Below are 18,484 nucleotides of genomic sequence, written 5' to 3'. Positions count from 1 at the left end.
CGCGGAAGTCGCAACGGTCCGCTCGTCGCCGGCCGCGGCCCACAGCCCGCTCCCACACGCATTTTTTAGTCGTGATTCCCTCCCTCGTGTGACAGAATTACTACATTGAAATGTCAGTTCGGTTACATGCGGAGCGGTGAATGAGCATGGAGTGGCGGGCGCGGCCGGTTTCGCTGTCCTGGTCAAATCCGGTGGTCCGTTGGTGGGGCCTGTTGAGCCTGGTGAGCACTGCCAACGTCGCGGTTTGGTTCGTGCTGTATCGCCAGTTCCACGAGCAGAGCAATGGCGGCCTGAGCAGCACATCGGGCATCGGCTTGATGCTGTTGCTGTGCGCGGCTTACGTGTTCGGCTGCGCCTTCCGCTCGATCCTGCCGCGCGCGGATGTCCAGCGCATTTGCCTGTTCGATACCTGGCTGTCGAGCGTTGTCGTCGGCCGCTCGGTCGCCACCGTCGCCGAGGTCTGCTTTGCCGCGCAATGGGCGATCGTCCTGCATCAGCTCGGCACCATGACCGGCGCCGAGACCACTGTGACCATCGCCTGGATCATCGTGCCTGTCATCCTGATCGCGGAATGCTTCTCCTGGTATGCGGTGCTCACCACCCATTATCTCGGCAACGCGATCGAGAACTCGCTGTGGGCGGTCGTCTTCTTTCTGGTCGGGATCGCGCTTTGCCGGCTGCTGCCGGAGTTCCAGGGTCCGGTGCGCTGGGCCTTCATCGTCGCGATCCTCGGCATCGCCGGCTATCTCGCATTCCTGATGACCGTCGACGTCCCGATGTACCTGAACCGCTGGCGCGCAGAACTCGCCGCCGGCGGCGAGCTGCTTCATCCACTCGAGGGCCTGCGTGACGTCAGCACACGCTGGGTCGTGACCCACGACATCGCCGAATGGCGCGAAGAGATCGCCTGGATGTCGCTCTATTTCAGCATGGCGGTCTGGTCGAGCCTTGCACTCTGTGTCGGCTATTCGCTCGAGGATCAGTTGCCGCGCTACCGCACTGAGTCGGCCATCGCAATTACGACGCCGGCGATCACGCGGACGACGCCGGACGCGGCGAGCGCCGGCGCCATCGACGGTCAGAAGTCGACGGTCATCGAGAGCCACAATGTCCGTGGCATGCCGCTGATGAGGTAGCCGGTCGGATTGGCGATCCAGTAGCGCCTGTCGGCAATGTTCGTGACGCTGGCGCGGAATGTGGTGGGACGTCCCGCAAGCTTGGTCGCATACCGTGCACCGATGTCAAACGTCGTCCAGCTCGGAACGCTCTGGAGATTGTCGGCGCTGACATAGGCCCTGCTGGTGTAGATGGCACGCGCGGTCGCCGTCAGCCCGGGCAGGAACGGCGTGTCCCACTCGACCCCGAGATTGCCCTGCAGATCCGGCGCACCGACGGCGTAATGGCCGTCATTGATGTGCCCTGCTGTCTTCGTCAGTCTGGCATCGAGGAACGTCACGCCGCCGAGCACGCGCACGCCCGGCGCCACTTCACCGAACGTGTTCAGCTCGATGCCACGGTGCCTCTGCTCGCCATCGAGGCTGTAGATTTTCGTGACCGGATCGATCAAGCCGCTCGGCATGCTGATCTGGAACAGGGCGAGGCTCGCACCGAACCGGCCGAGATCGAGCTTGCTGCCGACTTCATATTGCCTGGTCTTGAATGGAGGAAACACCGCATTGGTGTTGGCGGCGCCGGAAGGAGGCGTCGGGCCGGGGGTGAGACCCTCGATATAGTTGGCGTAGAACGAGAGCTCGCGGATCGGCCGGACCACCAGCGCCACCGACGGCGAGGTCGCACTTTGATCGTAGTGCGCCGTCGCAAGGCCGCTGACCGGATCAAAGCTGCTCGACACCACCTGCTGCTGGCGGGCACCGACAATCAACTGCATCAGGCCGTCCATCATCGTGAGGGTGTCGGCCACGCCGACGCTCCTCAGATCGAGGGTATCCGACTTCGCTTCCGGGAAGGACGACACCGGTGCGCCCGGGCTCGCGAACAGGGTCGGCCTATAGATGTTGGTCAAGTAATTTGCGTAGTTGACCTGACCGAGCCAGTCTGTCCGCTGCAGCGAGCTGCCGCTGACGACGACCTCATGGCCGATCGGGCCAGTGTCGAACCGCGACCGGATTCCGGCCTCGCCCGACACCGTATCCGACTTGCCGATCTGGTAGCGCGAGGTCGACTGCGCGTTGCCCATGCTGTCAAGGATCGTAGCGCCCGGCGCCTCCTGCTTGTCGAAGCCGAAATGATTGCCGCCGATCGCGCCGAACAGGGTGACGTTGGACGACAGGTCGTATTCAGCACGGGTCAGGCCGGTAATGCTCCGCGCGCTGGCATAGTCGAAGGGCTGGGCGAGATTGATTCTGGGATCGGGCGCTGCGGGAACGGCGATGCCCGTGACGGGCGTATAGCCACGCGCCGCAGCCTTCATCCAGTCGTTCTGGTAGATGATGTCGGTGGACCATCGGAAGCGGTCGCCGCGGTAATCGACCCCGAGCGAGCCAACACCGTCGCGCACCGATTGCCGGTCGATCGTCGTATTGCCGGCGTCGAAGGCGCCGTTGAAGCGGACACCCCATTCCTTCTGCTCGCCATAGCGCCTCGCCACGTCGAGCGTGGTGCCGAAGCGGCCGTCGGACATGTAGCCCGCAGTCCAACGCGTCAGCGGATCGTCGCCGGCACGCTTGGTCACGACATTGACGCTACCGCCGATAGAGCCCTGCGGCGCCATACCGTTGAGGAAGGCCCCTGGCCCCTTGAGCAGTTCGATCCGTTCGATAGGCGCCGGATTGACGCGATAGTTCGGCACCAGGCCATAGAGCCCGTTCAGCGCGATTTCGCTGTTCTCGATCCGGAAACCGCGAATGGTCAACGCGTCATAGCGATTGCTGCTGCCGATCGCAGCGCGCACCGACGGATCGCTGTTGGTCAGGACTTCGGCGACGCTGGTGGCCTGCTGGTCGCGGATGGTCTGCTCGGTGTAGCTCGTCAGGCTGAACGGCGTCGCCATGTAGTCGCGGTTGCCGAGCAAGCCGAGCTGCGCACCGCGTGCGACCTGCCCGCCCGCGAAGCTCGGCGGCAGCGCCGCCTGCTGCGTACCAGCCGTTGGAGGCGCGGCTGGCGCTGCCGCATTGTCGCGATGGGCCGCGCGTCGCGCTGTTCCGGCGCGTGAGGCCGCGAGCGGGTTGCGCCGGTGATCGACCGCAGCCGCGTTGCGACGCTGCAACGGGGAGACCACGACCGGCGGCAGCGCCTGCCCCGGACCAGAGGAGCGTTGCGAACCCGTTTCGTTGGACGTGGTCGACGATGACGTGGCCTGTTGCGCGATGGATGGACCGGTCATCAGCAGTGCCGATACACAGACAGCGGACAAGGTCGCAGCGCGCGACGTATTCAAATCGTTCAAAGTGCCCCCCAGCGGCTATCGGTGTTCGCGACCTACGCCGCGACCGGCGCGAGACGCGCATCACCGTGTCGCGATGGGGATTAGGCAAAGCGCAACGGCGCGGCTACTAGAACGTATCTAATGGGCGAGCCGCGCAGCTACGTGCGCTCCCCCATCCAGAGAATTCGACAGATTCCAATTTCAATACTCCGCGAATGGTGCTAGCGCGCACGCGGTTCCTCGACATCGAACAAGACGCGATACCGGGCTTGTAAGCGGCAGGATCGTCGTTTGTGCTGCGCCAAACGCGCGATCATTGTGTTGATACAACGGTCCGAAGCGATCAGTCAGGCGTAGCATGCCTGCATGAGGGATCGCGAGGCGCGCTGATGCGCGCGCCGCCTCGTCGTCCACAGCGACAAAACATCGCGGCATCTGTTGCCGGGTACGCCCGGCAGCGACATGCTCACCCATCCGGCGGCTTGAGCCGGATTGCCAATTCGGAGTAAAGCTCGGGTCATCCTGATCCGCCGCACTTGCCATGCCGCACATCACCATCATCGAAACCGGGCTTGTCAATTCGCGCTATCGCGAGCGCCACGGAACCTATCCGCAGATGTTCGAGCGGATGATTGCCGCCGCCGATCCCTCGGTCGCATGTGACGTCGTGAGCATCCCCGGCGGCGAGCGGCTTCCGGATCCGGCCGGGCTGGATGCGATCCTGATCACCGGCTCGCCGGCGGGCGTGTATGACGGGTTCGACTGGATTGCCCCGCTCGAGGACTTCGTGCGCAAGGCCCACGACCGGCGCGTTCCGATGGTCGGCGTCTGCTTCGGCCATCAGTTGATCGCACAGGCGCTCGGCGGCACGGTGCGCAAGTCGGAGAAGGGCTGGGGTATGGGGCGTCACGTCTATCAACTGGCGCCGGACAACGGGCTGATCGAGGGTAATGAGATTGCCATCGCCTGCTCGCATCAGGATCAGGTCATCGTCCCGCCCGCGGACGCGCGCACCATCATGTCGTCGACCTTCACGCCGCACGCCGCCCTGCTCTACGCAAACGGCACGACGCTGTCGGTGCAGCCGCATCCCGAGTTCACCGTGGGCTATGCTGACGCGCTGTGCGATCTCCATCGCGGCCACGCGCCCGAAGACATGATCGCAACCGCCCAGGCATCGCTCGCCGAGCCCCTGGATCATGCCCGGCTCGGCGGCGTGGTGACGCGCTTTCTCACCGAGCGGCGCGCTTAGCTCCTGGACTGCCGGACAGCAGCGTCGCGGATGACGTCGGGATAGCGGCACGGCGCTTGGGCGAGCATCTCGCTTCAAATGGCAACGATTGCCTCACTGGTCAGGTGCGTCGGGCCGAAGCCCATCCGTAATGTACCCCCCTTCCCGTCGACGTAACGCGAACGCGCTGACGACCACTCCAGGTCGTACCGCGGCGGAGGCACGGCGCCGGCGATGTGAGGCGCGGCGCCCGGCTTCCAAAACAGCTCGGACCCTGATCTTCCGACTACCGGTTTGTCGCAAATCCTGCCTATAAGCCGACCCGGGGGCCGGTTCCGACCTGTCGGGCCGCGTCCATGCCGAATCCTGCCCCCGAAGGTGGCCTAATGACGTTTCAGGACGTGCGATCAGCCGTATGGGGGCCTGTCTCCTTGCGGCCCAATTTCTGGGACCTGGCGGCGCTGCTGCTCCTGGTCGGCGCGATGGTGCTCGTCGTCTATGGCGGCGAGCAGACCACCGTGCCGCTGTCCGAGCTCGAGCGCGTTCCGGTGTCGCTGGATCCGGCCAACCTGCCGTATTACGCGCTCCGGACGACGATGCGGATGCTGCTGGCGATCGTCTGCTCGACGATCTTCACGTTCATCTACGCCACCGTCGCGGCCAAGAGCCGACGCGCCGAGATGGTGCTGATCCCGATGCTCGATATCCTGCAGTCGGTGCCGATCCTTGGCTTCCTCACCTTCACCGTCGTGTTCTTCATGAACCTGTTTCCCGGCCGCGTGCTGGGTGCCGAGTTCGCCTGCGTGTTCGCGATCTTCACGAGCCAGGCCTGGAACATGACCTTCAGCATGTATCAGTCGCTGCGCAACGTGCCGAAGGACCTGGAGGACGCGACCGAGAGCTTCCACCTCTCGGGCTGGCAGCGGTTCTGGCGGCTGGACGTTCCGTTCGCGATGCCCGGCCTGATCTGGAACGCGATGATGTCGATGTCCGGCGGCTGGTTCTTCGTGGTGGCATCGGAGGCGATCACCGTCGGCAACACGACGGTCACCCTCCCCGGCGTCGGCTCCTATGTCGCAACCGCGATCGAGCAGAAGAACCTGCCCGCAATCGGCTATGCGCTGCTGACCATGCTGATCGTCATCATCGCCTATGACCAGCTTCTGTTCCGCCCGATCGTCGCCTGGGCCGACAAATTCCGCTTCGAGCAGGTCGCCTCCGGCGAAGGTCCGACGTCATGGATGCTCGATCTTTTCAGGCGAACGCGCGCGCTGCGCACTCTGACCTATCCGCTGGCCGTGGCCAACAAGTCGATCTCGACGATGCGCGTCACCTGGCTGCCGGTGCTGCGGGCTGGCGACAAGCGCAGCCAACCCTCGCGTGTGGTCGACGGCATCTGGATTGTGGTGATCATAGCGGCCGCCGGCTATGCGGCCTGGCTGGCGTATCGATATCTCTCCGCGTCGCTCGGACTGTCGGACGTCGTCGATGCCGTGGGATACGGACTGGTCACACTCGTGCGCGTGATCGCGCTGATCGCGCTGGCGTCGCTGATCTGGGTGCCGGTCGGTGTCTGGATCGGGCTGCGGCCGAAGCTTGCGGAACGGATGCAGCCGCTCGCACAATTTCTCGCCGCCTTTCCGGCCAACCTTGCCTTCCCCGTGTTCGTCGTGCTGATCGTCCGCTTCCACCTCGATCCGAATGTGTGGCTCAGCCCGCTGATGATCCTGGGCACTCAGTGGTACATCCTGTTCAACGTGATCGCAGGCGCCGCCGCTTTCCCGACCGACCTGCGCGAGGCGGCCAGCAGCTTTCACCTCGGGGGATGGCGATGGTGGGTGAAGGTCGTGCTGCCCGGCATCTTTCCCTATTACGTCACCGGTGCGATCACCGCATCCGGCGGATCGTGGAACGCCTCGATCGTCGCCGAGGTCGCGAGCTGGGGCGACACCCATCTCGTCGCCACCGGTCTCGGCGCCTATATCGCGCACGCGACCGAGGCCGGCGATTTTCCCAGGGTCGTGCTCGGCATCGTCGTGATGTGCGTCCTTGTCACGTTGTTTAACCGCTTGTTGTGGCGGCCGCTCTATGCCTTTGGCGAGCGCCGCCTTCGGCTCGGCTGATCGAGAGGGATCCTGATGCTCGACCAAACCAAGCAGACCGCCCTGATCGACATCAACGGCGTTTCCCGCTCGTTCCCGAAGGGAAGCGGCGAGCAATTGCTGGTGCTCGAAAAAGTCGATCTCACCATTCAGGCCGGCGAGATCGTCGGCCTGCTCGGCCGTTCCGGATCGGGCAAGTCGACCTTGCTGCGCATCATCGCGGGCCTCGTCGCGCCGTCATCGGGCAATGCGACTTGCCGGGGCGAGGCGATCGCCGGCCCGCCGAACGGCGTCGCCATGGTGTTCCAGTCGTTCGCGCTGTTCCCCTGGCTGACCGTGCTGCAGAACGTCGAGCTCGGCCTCGAGGCGCTCGGCGTCGATGCCAACGAACGGCGCACCCGCGCGCTCGCCGCGATCGACCTGATCGGCCTCGACGGCTTTGAATCCGCCTACCCCAAGGAGTTGTCCGGCGGCATGCGCCAGCGCGTCGGATTCGCACGAGCGCTGGTCGTGCATCCCGATCTCCTGCTGATGGACGAGCCGTTCTCGGCGCTCGACGTGCTCACCGCCGAGACGCTGCGCACCGATCTGATCGACCTCTGGATCGAGGGCCGGCTGCCGATCAAGTCGGTGCTGATGGTGACGCACAACATCGAGGAGGCCGTGCTGATGTGCGACCGCGTCCTGGTGTTCTCGTCGAATCCGGGACGTGTCGCCGCCGAGTTCAAGATCGACCTCAGGCATCCGCGCAACCGGCTGGACCCGACGTTCCGCCAGCTCGTCGAGCAGCTTTATGCCCGCATGACGCAGCGCGAGGAGCCCAAGACGCCGTCGCTCGAGGGCGTTCCCGGCGGCGGCGTCGGCATGGTGCTCGACCACGTTTCGTCGAACGAGCTGTCCGGCTTGATCGAGACACTGGCCGGACCGCCCTATGGCGGGCATGCCGACCTGCCCGTGTTGGCGAGCCAGCTTCAGCTCGAGACCGATGAAATCCTGCATCTCGGCGAAACCCTGCAACTGCTGCACTTTGCCCATCTGAGCGAGGGCGACCTGGTGCTCACTGAGGCGGGCGTGCGTTTCGCCCATCTCGATACGGACGCCCGCAAGAAGCTGTTCGCCGAGCATCTCGTCAGCTACGTCCCTGTGTTCGGCCTGATCAAGCGCGTGCTCGACGAACGGCCCTCCCACATGGCGCCCGCCGCGCGTTTTCGCAACGAGCTCGAAGACTACATGTCCGAGGACTATGCAGACGAAACGCTCAAGACCATCGTGTCGTGGGGCCGCTACGCCGAGCTGTTCGCCTATGATGAGCAGTCCGAGACGTTCAGCCTCGAAAATCCCGGACAGGATGGCGCCTGAGCGCTATTCGAGCGTCTCCCGATAGAACCAGATGGCCACGCAGATCACCAGCAAGGTGAACAACGCGATCGGCCACAGGTCCGGCATGATCGCGGCGGCGCCGTTGCCCTTCAGCAGCACGGCCCGCACGATCCGGATCGCGTGGGTGGTCGGAAACAGTTCGCCGAGCCACCGCGCCCAGACCGGCATGCCCTGGAACGGAAACATGAATCCGGACAACATGAAGGATGGCAGCAGCATGAATTGCGCGAGCTGTTGCGCCTGGATCTGATTGGCCGAGATCGTGGAGAAGGTCAGCCCGAGCGCCAGATTGCTGGCGATGAAAAGGCCGAGCGCCAGCATCAAGAGCGGTACGGAGCCGCGGACCGGGAGCCCGAACACCAGCGCCGACGCCGCCAGAATCAGAACGACCTGGAAGTAGCCGATCGCGACATAGGGCACGATCTTGGCGAGCATGATCTCGATCGGCCGCAGCGGCATCGCCATCAGGTTCTCCATCGTGCCGCGCTCCCGCTCGCGCGTGATCGACAGCGTGGTGATCAGCAAGGTCGACATTGTCAACACGATGCAGATCAGGCCGGGCACGATGTTCAGCACCGTGAGTTGCTCGGGATTGTAGCGCGCGTGGATGACGAACTGAAACGGCGCGTTCGCCGGTTGCGCCTGGCGGATCACCGGTAGGTCGCGATTGAGACTGTTGACGACAGAGCCAAGCGCCGCCGTCGCATTGCCGATCGCGGTCGGGTCGGTCGCGTCGGCATCGACCAGCACCGTGGGTGTCTCGCCGCGATCGACCGAGCGGTCGAAGTTCGGGGGAATATTGATCACGAACAAGGCCTTGCCGTTGGCGATCGCCCGCTCCGCCTCGGCCTCCGACGCGTAGGTCCTCACGTCGTAGTAGCCGGTGTTCTGCAGCGCCGTGACGATCGTGCGCTCGTATTTGGAGGGCTCGCTGAGCAGCAGCCCGGTCGGCAGATGCTTCGGATTGGAGTTGATCGCATAGCCGAACAGGAAGAGCTGCATGATCGGCAGCGCGATGATCAGGCGGAGCGTCATCGGATCCCTGCGCACCTGGATCCACTCCTTGCGCAACAGCGCATGGAGTCTTCTGAAGGAGAAGCGGCTCATTGTGCCTCCTCCCTCGCTGCGAGTTGATGAATGAAGACGTCCTCGAGGCGCGGCTCCGCTTCTTGCCATGCGCAGGCCGGCGCCTGTGCGATCGCCGCCTCGAGCCGCGCGCGGTCGGTACCCGCGACCCGCAACGCATGACCGAATACGGCGGCCGCCTCGACGCCCGGCAAATGGCGCAGGCGCCGCGCCGCATCGTCGATCGCGTTGCCCGTGGCCTCATAGACCAGCAAGCCCGCGCGACGGACGACTTCATCGGGCGTGCCCTGGACGACGATACGGCCGTCCGCCATGTAGACGATCCGGTTGCAACGCTCGGCCTCGTCCATGTAGTGAGTGGTCACGAGCACGGTCAGCCCTTCGCCAGCCATGTCGTGGATCAGGTCCCAAAACTCGCGCCGCGCCTGCGCGTCGACGCCCGCGGTCGGCTCGTCGAGCAGCAACAGTTTCGGACGATGCAGAACACAGGCGGCGAGCGCCAGCCGCTGCTTCCAGCCGCCCGAGAGATGTCCCGCGAGCTGCGTCTCATAGCGCCCGAGGCTCATCCCCGCGATGATGTCGCGCACTGCCGCATCCGCATCGTCCATCTCGTAGACGCCGGCCACCAGCTCGAGATTTTCCCGCACGGTGAGGTCTTCGTAATAGCTGAATCGCTGCGTCATGTAACCGGTCTGCCGCCGGATCGCCGGGCCTTGGCTGAGGATATCCATGCCGAGGCAGATGCCTGTGCCGCCGTCGGGCACCAGGAGGCCGCAGAGCATGCGGATGGTTGTGGTCTTGCCGCTGCCGTTCGCGCCGAGGAAGCCGCAGATCTCACCGCGCGACACCTGCAGGTTCAGCCCGTTGACGACGCGCCGCTCGCCGAACGTCTTCTGCAGATCATGCACGTCGATGACATGACCGGTCATGGCTTCGCCCCGGAGGGCTGCACCGTCACCGGCTGGCCTGGATTGAAGAGCGCAGCCTGCGCCGCCGGCGGGCGCGCCTCGACCAGATAGACCAACTTCGCGCGGCTCTCCTCGCTGTAGATCACCGGCGGGGTGTATTCGGCCTGCGGCGAGACGAACGAGATCGTCGCGGTGATGTCGCGGTGGCAGCGATCGCAGTGGATTACGACCGTATCGCCGGTATGGACACGGGCAAGATCCGCCTCCGGCACAAAGAAGCGCACGAAGATGTTGCTCGGAGGCAATAGCGACACGACCGGCGTTCCGGCCGCGACGGTCTCGCCGGGCCGCGCCAGCACGTCGACCACGCGGGCATCGACCGGAGACGCCACGCGTCGCTGCGAGAGCCGCCAATCGGCCATGGCGAGCGCGGCCTTCGCGGCATCGACGGCCGCTTGCTGCGCCTGGATCTCGCCCTGACGGCCGGTCGGCGCGCGCATCTGGGTGAGCATCGCCTGCATCGCGGAGACCTTTGCGGTCGCGGAGCGAAAATCCGCGCGCCGCTGGTCGAGGGTCTGGCTGGTGACCGCGCCGCTCTGGATCAAGGCTTCGGCGCGATCGAGATCGAACTTGGCGCGCTGGACCGTCGCCTGGGCATCGGCAAGGTTGGCCTCCGCCTGCTCGATTTCCGTCGGCTTGGCCGCAGCCTCGAGATTGGCGAGCTGGTCGCGGGCCTGCTGAAGCTGACGCGCGGCCTGATCGCGCGCCGCGCGATCCGCGCCCTCGTCCTGAACGAACAGCGGCGTGCCGACCTCGACCCGGCTGCCACGCGCCACCGTCACGGCGGTGAGCAAGCCCTGCTGCGTCGGGGCGACCTTTACATAGTCGGCCTCCGCATAGCCCTGCCAAGTCGCCCGCTCCGGCGCGCGCCAGGACCACCACACGCCGCCGGCCATCGCCGATCCGATCAGCACGCCGAGAATAATGAGGAATCGCCGGCTCATGATGGCACCACTAAAATGCAACGCAACGATGCTGTTGCATTATGCCAGAAGTCCTGTAAGGTCAATCCGGCCCTGGCGCGTTTCGAGCGAAACTGCGGCCCGGTCGGATCAGCTTCCCGTGAAGAAGACGGGTCAGGACATGGCGATTAGGGCATGATGCGGTTGAGCAGCATCGCGCCCTGGGAGAATGGAGTGACGGAAACTGTCGAATTCAGACGTGGTCCTGGCGGGCGACCGAGCCGCGAGGAGGCCGAGCGGCGGCGCGGCGTGCTGCTGCAGACCGCGATGCGGCTGTTTCTCGAGCGCGGCTTCGAAGCGGTGTCGGTCGAGGAGATCGCGCGGCAGTCGGGGGTGGCCAAGCGCTTCATCTACGCCCGCTACGTCGACAAGTCCGAGCTGTTCGTGGCCGCGATCGAGTACAACTTTCTCGACCGGCTCGATGTGCTGCGCTCGCTTGCGCCCTCGCCCCGCGGTCCCGAGCACGGACTGTATGAACTCGGCCGCGTTCTGATCGACATTTCGCTGCAACCCGACGTGGTCGCGCTGCGACGCCTGATGTTCTCGGTGGCCCCGCAGTTTCCCGAGATCATGAAGCGCCTGACCGAGCGAAACCGGGAGCGTGGACTTCACCAGGTCGAACACATCCTGACGTTCTATGCGGATCGCGGAGACATCGAGTTTCCGAAGTCTCAATTGCGTCTGATGGCGGAGCAGTTCTTCAACTGCGTCGCCGGAATTCCGCAGCGCCTCGCCCTGCTTGAAATGACCGAGCCGCCCGCCGAACAGGAAAAGCGGCTGCGCCTTGCAGTCCGTCTGTTCGTGCGAGGCGTGCGGCCGGAAGCCAAACGACGCGGCGATTAGATAAGATTGCGGGGGATCGTTCGTTCGGCCCTCGCAGATCGCGTCTACCCCATCGCAGAAGTCGCTCACGTTACCATTCGTATCGCGTTCCTATACCGACCGACGTCGCACCTTTCGCGTCGACATCCGATTCGACCCGGATGTGGCGCGTGACGTCCACATTGGCCGATACGCCGGATTGGCTGGCGCTCGCGCCCGTCCGTACACCCACGCTCAGCCTGTCGCCGATCGCGCGCGACGCGCCGACCATCGGGCCGCCTGCCCCGGCGCCGACATCCAGGCTGTCGACACCGAGCGAGCGGCGCATGCGGTCCACTGTCCCCTCACCGCCGCTCGCGAACTGCGCCGCCACCTGCGCGAGTTGCAGCGCTTGCGACGTCGTCAGGCTGCCCGACGCCTTCTGGAACAGGACGCGCGACAGAATCTCGTCCTGCGGCAACTCCGGTTGCGACGTGAAAGCGAAGACCGGCGCGGCGGCGGGACCGGAGATGCCGACCTGCGCGGTGATGTCGGAGGCCTGTATCTCCGCTGCAAAGTCGAGCTCGGGAGCAAGATCGCCGTTGAAGGAGAGATTGCCCTTGGTGAAGGTCAAGGTCTTTCCGAGCACCGCCAGCTTGCCTTGGTAAAGCGAGAAGGCGCCTTTCGGCACCGGAGCGTTGGTCGTTCCACCCACATGAACGGAGCCGCCGAGCTCCGCGTTCACCCCACGGCCGTGAATGAAGACGTGGTTCGGCGCCGACACTGAAACGTCGAGCGCGGCATTGAACAGCGCGGCGCGCCCTTTGCTGCCTTTCAACGCCTCGGCCTTGCGTGCCGCGGCGAGACGCGCAGCCGCCTGGCCCGAAGCGTTGACATGGTTGATGCCGTCGATCGGTTTCAGCGTCGACGGCAGGCGATCGGGGATATCGATGCTGACATGGGTCAGGTCGATCCGGCCAGTGATCCGCGGATCGCGCGCCAGAGCGCCGCTGACGTCGATCGCAAGATTGGCCTGCGCGGTGGCAAGCGCACTGGCCGCCAGCGTCGCCTGTTGTCCACGGATCGAGACCGTGCCCGGGAAGCCCTCATCGGGGGCAACCCGGACCTGCCCGGAGCCGGACAATGTGCCGCCGTTGGGCGTCGCCGCGGCGAGGCGCTCGACGACGATGCGGTCGCCTTCTGCCGTCACCTTCGCTGCAATGTTGTCGAAGCGGGTGCCGAGCAGGCTGTCGCGGAAGGTGCCCGCGCTCAAGGTGGCGGCACCGCCGATCTGGGGCTTCGCGCGCGTGCCGCCCACGTGGGCATCGAGCACGACGGTGCCGGACACCGTGCGGCCGGACGCTGACAATGCGGCGTTGGCGACTGCGGCATCAAGACGGCCCTTCGCGGTCAGCGAGATCAGCCCCGTGGCATCGAGCGGCACCGTGCCGGAGGCCGTGATCGAGCCGGCTTTTCCCGCGGCGACCGTAGCGGCGAGGCTCGCGCGGCTTCCCTCAAGGCGGCCCTCTGCCGCAAGGTCGATCGGCGGCAGGCCGGCGCTGCGGCCCTGCGGCGCGGTCAGTTGCTTGACGGACACCTTGTACTGGCCCGTCGGAGCACTCGTGGAGCCGGCGATCGTCGCCGAGGCGTCGAGCGTTCCGGCAAGCCCCAGGCCCGGCATCACGACATCGGCCTCGCCGAGCGGAATTGCGCTCGCGATGGCTTTGACGTTGAGCGTTTTGCCTACGCTGCCGTCAGCCGTAAAGCGGCCGTTGCCGACGCCGAGCGCCAAATGCTCGATCAGCACGCTTCCGTCGTCGAGCGTGAAGCTCGCCGGTCCCCGCAACGCGATCGCCCTAGCACCGCGCCGAGCGGTGAAACGGTTGAGATCGAACCGCGTGCGATCCTTAGCCGTCAGCACGCCTCCGGCATCGAGATCGAAGCCGGCCGCCTTGGCCGACAGGCCGATGGTGCTGGTGCTGGCGCTTCCTCGCGCGGTCAGGGTGGCGCTCGTGATGGTTTGGCCGGCAACCTCGGCGCCGGTGACCTTGGCGTCCGCGTTGAGCAGCGGATGGCGGTAGAGATCGGCCGCGTCGGCGCGCAGATCGAAACTGCGGATCGCGGCACCGGCGGCGCGGAGTCCCTCACCCTTGCCGGCGACGCGGACGGATTGCTGGTCGCCTTCAACGGATGCCGCAAGATCGAGCGACGCCGAGCCGGCGAGGTCCATCAAGGCGAGCGGCGAGAGGTCGGCGAGCGAGCCCGCGGCGAAGCGAAGCTGCCCGCGTGCGAGATTTTGCGCATCGATCGTCCCGGCCCCCTTCAGGGAGACCGAGCCGATCGCGACGTCGATGGTCTTGGCGTCCCATCCGGCGAAAGCCGAAGCAGCCGTGTCGCCCGATTGGCGACTGGCCTGCACCACCCCGCGCGCGGACTTGCCGTCGATCATACCGTCGAGCCTGGCGTCGATCACGCAGGGTCCTTTGAAGTCGCTGATGGTCGCGGCGAGCTCAAGATGCGGGATGGGGCGCCGCATCGCAGTGGCGCGATCCACCGAGCCCGCGAACGATAGGCCCGGATGAGCAAGCCCTCCGGTCAGACTGACGTCGACAGCGCCCGCGCCCGAAAGGCGCGCATCGGCCGCGGCAAGATCAGGCAGATTGACATGCGCCGAGAGGTCGCTCGTCTCGCGGGTCACCCTTCCCTTGGCGCGAAGTGCGACATGGGCGCCGTCGAGCGAGACGTCGCGGACGGTGTAAATGTCGCCGCTGCTGTCCGCGCTGACATCGGCCGCGAGCGTGACCTGCGGTCCGGTGAGCCTGTCCAGCGCTGCGAGACCCGTCGCGATCCCCTCGCCCGTGCCGGACAATTTGGCGTCGACGAGGCCGTGCTCGCGGTCGGCGTCGAGATCGAGGCCGAGCGCTACCGCGCCCTTGAGCTTCAACCCGGCGAGATCGCCGAAGCGGGCGAGGTCAGGCATCGTTCCGGTCGCGCGGCCGTGGAGCCGATCGGGGCTGACATCACCGCTATAGGTGGCCTGGACCGTCGGCGTGCCGACCTCCAGCCGTTCGATGGTGGCGTGGCCACCCAGATCAGTGCTGCCGTGGAGCACGAGCGACGCGGTGCGGCCGATCGCTGCTGCGAGGCCAGGGTCGCGCGGCGCGATGCCGGAGGCCCGCAAATTCGCGTCCACCACGATATGCGTTGCGGGGTCCGAGGGCTTCGAGCGAGGCACCGCCGTGAGCGAGGCATCGAGAGCGTCGAGATCGCCATCCGGCAAGCGGGCGCCTGACAGCGCAAGCTTGGCCGTGAGCGTGGGAGCCTTGATCGGCCCGTTGACCCTGCTGTCGAACACCAGGCTGCGGATCAAGCCCTGGTCCGTCTCGGTGACGTCGCCATTGCTTGGCAGGGCACGGATCGAGGCCGAGAAATCCATCACCTTGTCGGCGCCGAGCAGACCTTTCACGTCGAGTCGCGCCAGACGGCTCGTGAGCGTCAACCCGTCCAGTGCGACGCTGCCGTCGTCACCAAAATGCGTGGTGCCGTCGAGATTGGTCTCGCCTGCAAAAACGGGCGCAGCAACTGACGGCAGCAGCGGCCCGAGATGGCTCGAGAGGCGGGTTGCAAGCACGCGGCCCGCCCCGTTGCGGTCAAGCGTAATCGCGCCGGCGGCGTCGATCGTGGGCCCGGCCTGAAACTTCAACGCGCCGCGAAAGGCATCGAGCGTACCCTTGCCGCCAAGCGCGAAGGTGACCGGCGGCTCACCCGGCAGATGACCGATCTTTGACATCAGTCCGTGGGCGGGCTCGTCGAGCGTGACGTCGAGGGTCAGTGCGTTGCCCTGCGGCACGAAGGCGAGCGCAGCCTTGAAGCGCCCGGGGAAATCGGTGCGTGTCGCGTCGAGATTGAAAACGAGGCCTTCCGAGGGCGAGCCGAGTTCGGTGTTGCCGGTGGCCTTGACGCTCAGGGCCTCGCCGAGAATCGGCTGGCCTAGCACCAGGGCGTGCAGGTCGAAAGCCTTCACCTGCACCTTCACGGGAAGCTCCGGCAGGATCGGCTGGTCGGACGCCGCGGCCGGCTGATCCGACGGCAGCGGCTTGCGCTTGATATCGAGCGTGCCGATCTCGAGCCGATCGATCTCCAGCCGCCCCGCCAGCAGCGCGCTGCGCCGCCAGACCAGACGGGCTTTGTCGAGGGTCAGCCAAACCCCGTCCTTGTCGGTGATGCTGACGTCGCGCACCGTGGCATCCGACGACAGGATGCCATCGACGGCGCCGATATGAACCTGCGTCGCGGGCGTCGAGAGCGTTCGCGAGACCAGGCTGGCAAGCATGTCCTGCTGGTTCTCGCCGGTCCCGCCCGCCGTTCGGTAGAGAACGGTGCCGAGCACCGCGACGCAGACGAGCCCGAGCGCCGCAATGGCGAAGCCGATGGCAAGAGCCCGTCGCGCGCGCATCAGAAGGCCTGCCCGATGCTGACATAGATCGCGTAGCGGCTGTCGCCAGGGCGCGGGTTCAGCGGTGTCGCGACATCGAGACGGATCGGGCCGACCGGCGTGAGATAACGCAGGCCAAGTCCCGCCCCGTAGCCGACATAGTCGCTGAAGCCCGGCAGCGACGAGCGGGACACCGAACCGAAGTCGAGGAACGGCACGAGGCCGATGGTGGGCGTGATCCTCACGCGCACTTCGGCAGAGCCCTCGATCAGGCTGCTGCCGCCGGTGATCTGACCGAACATCATCGGGGAGATGGTGTTGAAGCCGTAGCCGCGCACCGATCCGCCGCCGCCCGCGAAGAAGCGGTGCGAATCCGGAATGTCGGCCAAAGGCGCCCCCGCGAGCGAGCCCGCGGCCAGCCGACCCGCCAGCACGTAATCGGCCTGCTCATCGAGCGCGTAGTAGGCCGACCCCGAGACGCGGCCCTCGAACAAATTGATCGTGGAGCCCATCAGCTTCGGATAGGCATTGACGGTCGCGGCAAGGCGCACACCGCGCGTCGGATCGAGCGGATTGTCCGTCGTATCGTAGCGGCCGGTCGCGGTGAAGCCGACGAGCGTCGCATCGACCCGACCCAGCACGTCCTGCGATCTCGATTGCTCGACCTGAAGGCCGCCTTGCAGCGAGGCCGTCTCCGAAAAGCGATGGACCACGCCGATGGTGCCGCGCACCGTATCGTCGGCGTAGCCGCCGAGTTCGTTGTTGCCAACGCGCTCACGGAAGGCGGTGGCTTCGATCAAGAGGTCGTTGGGCGTGCCGAAGAGGCCCGGCTTGATGAAGGTTCCGGTGAATCGCGCACCGAAATCCGACGCGCGAAGATTGCTGAGGCCGTTGAAGGACGTTCCATCGACGCGCTGCAAGAGAGAGGCCGACGCCTCCAGCCGCAGCCGCTCGCCGCCGCCGAATATGTTCCGATCCTCATAGTAGCCCGCTATGCCGGGACCATCGACCGTCGAATATTTCGCCGACAGACCCACCGCATGCCGGGGTCGTTCGGTTACATCGATGAAGACCGGCAGGTTGCCGTTGGCATCGAGCCTGTCGGCCTCGCGGATGCGAATCCCGCCGATCGCCGGGATCTTGGCGATCGAGGTTTTGGTCAATGCCAGCCGTTCGGGAGAATACGGTTCGCCTTCCCTGAGATAAACATGGCTCGCCACCACCCGCGGGTCGACAGCCCCGTCGCCCGAGATGGTGACGGCGCCGATGCCGGCCTTGGGGCCCGCATCGACCCGCAGGCGAAGGTCCATCGCGGCCGCGGCGTGATCCACCGTTGCCTTGACGTCCGCGATTTTCGCCAGCGGATGTCCGTTGCTGCGAAACCAATCGATGAGCTTGAGCTGCGCGGCGCGCAGGTCGGCGGACACAGCCGGATCGCCCGGCTTCAGCGCAAGAGCGCGGCGTGGCAACCCCTGTGGCGCCTGATCGCGCGGATAATCGACATCGACTGTCCGCAGCTTGAACAGCGGACCGAGTCGCGCGGTAATCTTGATCGGAACAACGGCCCGGTTGCGCGACGCCTCGGCCCGGCGCGCCGCGGCAGCGAAACCTGTCTCGTCGAGCGGAGCGACGGGAACTCCATCGACGGCGACACTGACCTCCGCGTTGTAGCGGCCGAGACCCCACAGCGCGTCGAGCAGCGGATTGATATCGCCCTGTAGGCGGCGCACCAGACCGTCGCCATCCGGCGGCGGCTCCTGCCGAAGGCGATAGGTGGCGGAAGCGTCACGCAACGCCTGCTCGGCATCGCTGTCTTCCTTGCCATCCGCAGTCTTGGCCTCGATCACCAGGCGGTAGGATAGTGTCGTGGCGCTGACCGGGGGCGGATCGTCGGAACCGAACAGGCCGAAGAAATCGAGGGCATGAGCCGATTCGCACAGCGACCAGGTCGCGAGCACGATCGCCGCGCAGCCCGTCCCCAGGATGCGTCGCGTCGCAGAAAAATATCTTCGGCTTGCCTGCCCCAGCGAAGGGAGCAGACATCGTCGCACCATGAGCCGATTGATTGTCCCGCTCCCAACTCACTTGTCGACTCAACCCGAGCCCCACTCAGGCGCGGCGATCCCCTGTCTCC

11 protein-coding genes are annotated in these 18,484 nt (G+C 65.9%); 5 read left to right on the top strand and 6 right to left on the bottom strand.

Going from position 1 to position 18,484, the window contains the following annotated elements:
- Window positions 1-146 precede the first annotated feature (146 nt).
- Window positions 147-1,136, top strand: a complete 990-nt coding sequence (locus tag P6U25_RS07230) for a hypothetical protein (protein ID WP_407152453.1) — start codon at window positions 147-149, stop codon at window positions 1,134-1,136.
- Here P6U25_RS07230 and P6U25_RS07225 read toward each other — a convergent pair.
- Window positions 1,079-3,343 carry a TonB-dependent receptor gene (locus P6U25_RS07225; protein ID WP_407150814.1) on the bottom strand — a complete coding sequence of 755 codons (2,265 nt, stop codon included), beginning with the start codon at window positions 3,341-3,343 and terminating at the stop codon, window positions 1,079-1,081. The two genes, P6U25_RS07230 and P6U25_RS07225, sit on opposite strands and share 58 nt — an antisense overlap.
- Window positions 3,344-3,926: 583 nt before the next feature.
- Here P6U25_RS07225 and P6U25_RS07220 point away from each other — a divergent pair.
- The 3 genes from P6U25_RS07220 (at window position 3,927) to P6U25_RS07210 (ending at window position 8,077) form a co-directional block, all read left to right on the top strand.
- On the top strand, window positions 3,927-4,637 hold the full coding sequence (locus P6U25_RS07220) for a type 1 glutamine amidotransferase (RefSeq protein ID WP_407150813.1): 711 nt from the start codon (window positions 3,927-3,929) through the stop codon (window positions 4,635-4,637).
- 365 nt (window positions 4,638-5,002) lie between these two features.
- A complete protein-coding gene (locus P6U25_RS07215; protein WP_407150812.1) occupies window positions 5,003-6,739 on the top strand; it encodes an ABC transporter permease in 1,737 nt (578 codons plus the stop codon).
- Window positions 6,740-6,754: 15 nt separating this feature from the next.
- Window positions 6,755-8,077, top strand: coding sequence for an AAA-associated domain-containing protein (locus P6U25_RS07210; RefSeq protein WP_407150811.1), 1,323 nt, complete (start codon window positions 6,755-6,757; stop codon window positions 8,075-8,077).
- Between the two features lie 3 nt (window positions 8,078-8,080).
- On the opposite strand, the gene P6U25_RS07205 is transcribed toward P6U25_RS07210, so the two are convergent.
- The 3 genes from P6U25_RS07205 to P6U25_RS07195 are packed head-to-tail and all read right to left on the bottom strand — an operon-like array spanning window position 8,081 to window position 11,096.
- Window positions 8,081-9,205: an ABC transporter permease gene (locus tag P6U25_RS07205; RefSeq protein WP_407150810.1), complete on the bottom strand. Its 1,125-nt coding sequence runs from the start codon at window positions 9,203-9,205 to the stop codon at window positions 8,081-8,083.
- Window positions 9,202-10,113: an ABC transporter ATP-binding protein gene (locus tag P6U25_RS07200; RefSeq protein ID WP_407150809.1), complete on the bottom strand. Its 912-nt coding sequence runs from the start codon at window positions 10,111-10,113 to the stop codon at window positions 9,202-9,204. Before P6U25_RS07200 ends, P6U25_RS07205 begins: the two co-directional genes overlap by 4 nt.
- A complete protein-coding gene (locus P6U25_RS07195; protein WP_407150808.1) occupies window positions 10,110-11,096 on the bottom strand; it encodes an HlyD family secretion protein in 987 nt (328 codons plus the stop codon). Before P6U25_RS07195 ends, P6U25_RS07200 begins: the two co-directional genes overlap by 4 nt.
- A 192-nt stretch (window positions 11,097-11,288) precedes the next feature.
- Here P6U25_RS07195 and P6U25_RS07190 point away from each other — a divergent pair, with 192 nt between their 5' ends.
- On the top strand, window positions 11,289-11,957 hold the full coding sequence (locus tag P6U25_RS07190; RefSeq protein WP_407150807.1) for a TetR/AcrR family transcriptional regulator: 669 nt from the start codon (window positions 11,289-11,291) through the stop codon (window positions 11,955-11,957).
- A gap of 70 nt (window positions 11,958-12,027) precedes the next feature.
- On the opposite strand, the gene P6U25_RS07185 is transcribed toward P6U25_RS07190, so the two are convergent.
- Together P6U25_RS07185 and P6U25_RS07180 are read right to left on the bottom strand one after the other, a co-directional pair.
- The gene (locus tag P6U25_RS07185; protein ID WP_407150806.1) at window positions 12,028-16,371 is read right to left on the bottom strand and encodes a translocation/assembly module TamB domain-containing protein; all 4,344 of its coding nucleotides are present in this window, start codon (window positions 16,369-16,371) and stop codon (window positions 12,028-12,030) included.
- Window positions 16,371-18,308 carry an autotransporter assembly complex protein TamA gene (locus tag P6U25_RS07180; protein ID WP_407150805.1) on the bottom strand — a complete coding sequence of 646 codons (1,938 nt, stop codon included), beginning with the start codon at window positions 18,306-18,308 and terminating at the stop codon, window positions 16,371-16,373. Before P6U25_RS07180 ends, P6U25_RS07185 begins: the two co-directional genes overlap by 1 nt.
- Window positions 18,309-18,484 lie beyond the last annotated feature (176 nt).

It is taken from the genome of Bradyrhizobium sp. ORS 86, from assembly GCF_045571475.1.
Classification (GTDB): domain Bacteria; phylum Pseudomonadota; class Alphaproteobacteria; order Rhizobiales; family Xanthobacteraceae; genus Bradyrhizobium.
This window is presented reverse-complemented; position numbering and strand designations above follow the sequence as displayed.

Bases quoted from the DNA above. Each gene is read 5' to 3' on its own strand.
- P6U25_RS07230 (WP_407152453.1), top strand. From the start codon at position 147: ATGGAGTGGCGGGCGCGGCCGGTTTCGCTGTCCTGGTCAAATCCGGTG.
- P6U25_RS07205 (WP_407150810.1), bottom strand. From the start codon at position 9,205: ATGAGCCGCTTCTCCTTCAGAAGACTCCATGCGCTGTTGCGCAAGGAG.
- P6U25_RS07225 (WP_407150814.1), bottom strand. From the start codon at position 3,343: ATGACCGGTCCATCCATCGCGCAACAGGCCACGTCATCGTCGACCACG.
- P6U25_RS07215 (WP_407150812.1), top strand. From the start codon at position 5,003: ATGACGTTTCAGGACGTGCGATCAGCCGTATGGGGGCCTGTCTCCTTG.
- P6U25_RS07185 (WP_407150806.1), bottom strand. From the start codon at position 16,371: ATGCGCGCGCGACGGGCTCTTGCCATCGGCTTCGCCATTGCGGCGCTC.
- P6U25_RS07220 (WP_407150813.1), top strand. From the start codon at position 3,927: ATGCCGCACATCACCATCATCGAAACCGGGCTTGTCAATTCGCGCTAT.
- P6U25_RS07210 (WP_407150811.1), top strand. From the start codon at position 6,755: ATGCTCGACCAAACCAAGCAGACCGCCCTGATCGACATCAACGGCGTT.
- P6U25_RS07200 (WP_407150809.1), bottom strand. From the start codon at position 10,113: ATGACCGGTCATGTCATCGACGTGCATGATCTGCAGAAGACGTTCGGC.
- P6U25_RS07195 (WP_407150808.1), bottom strand. From the start codon at position 11,096: ATGAGCCGGCGATTCCTCATTATTCTCGGCGTGCTGATCGGATCGGCG.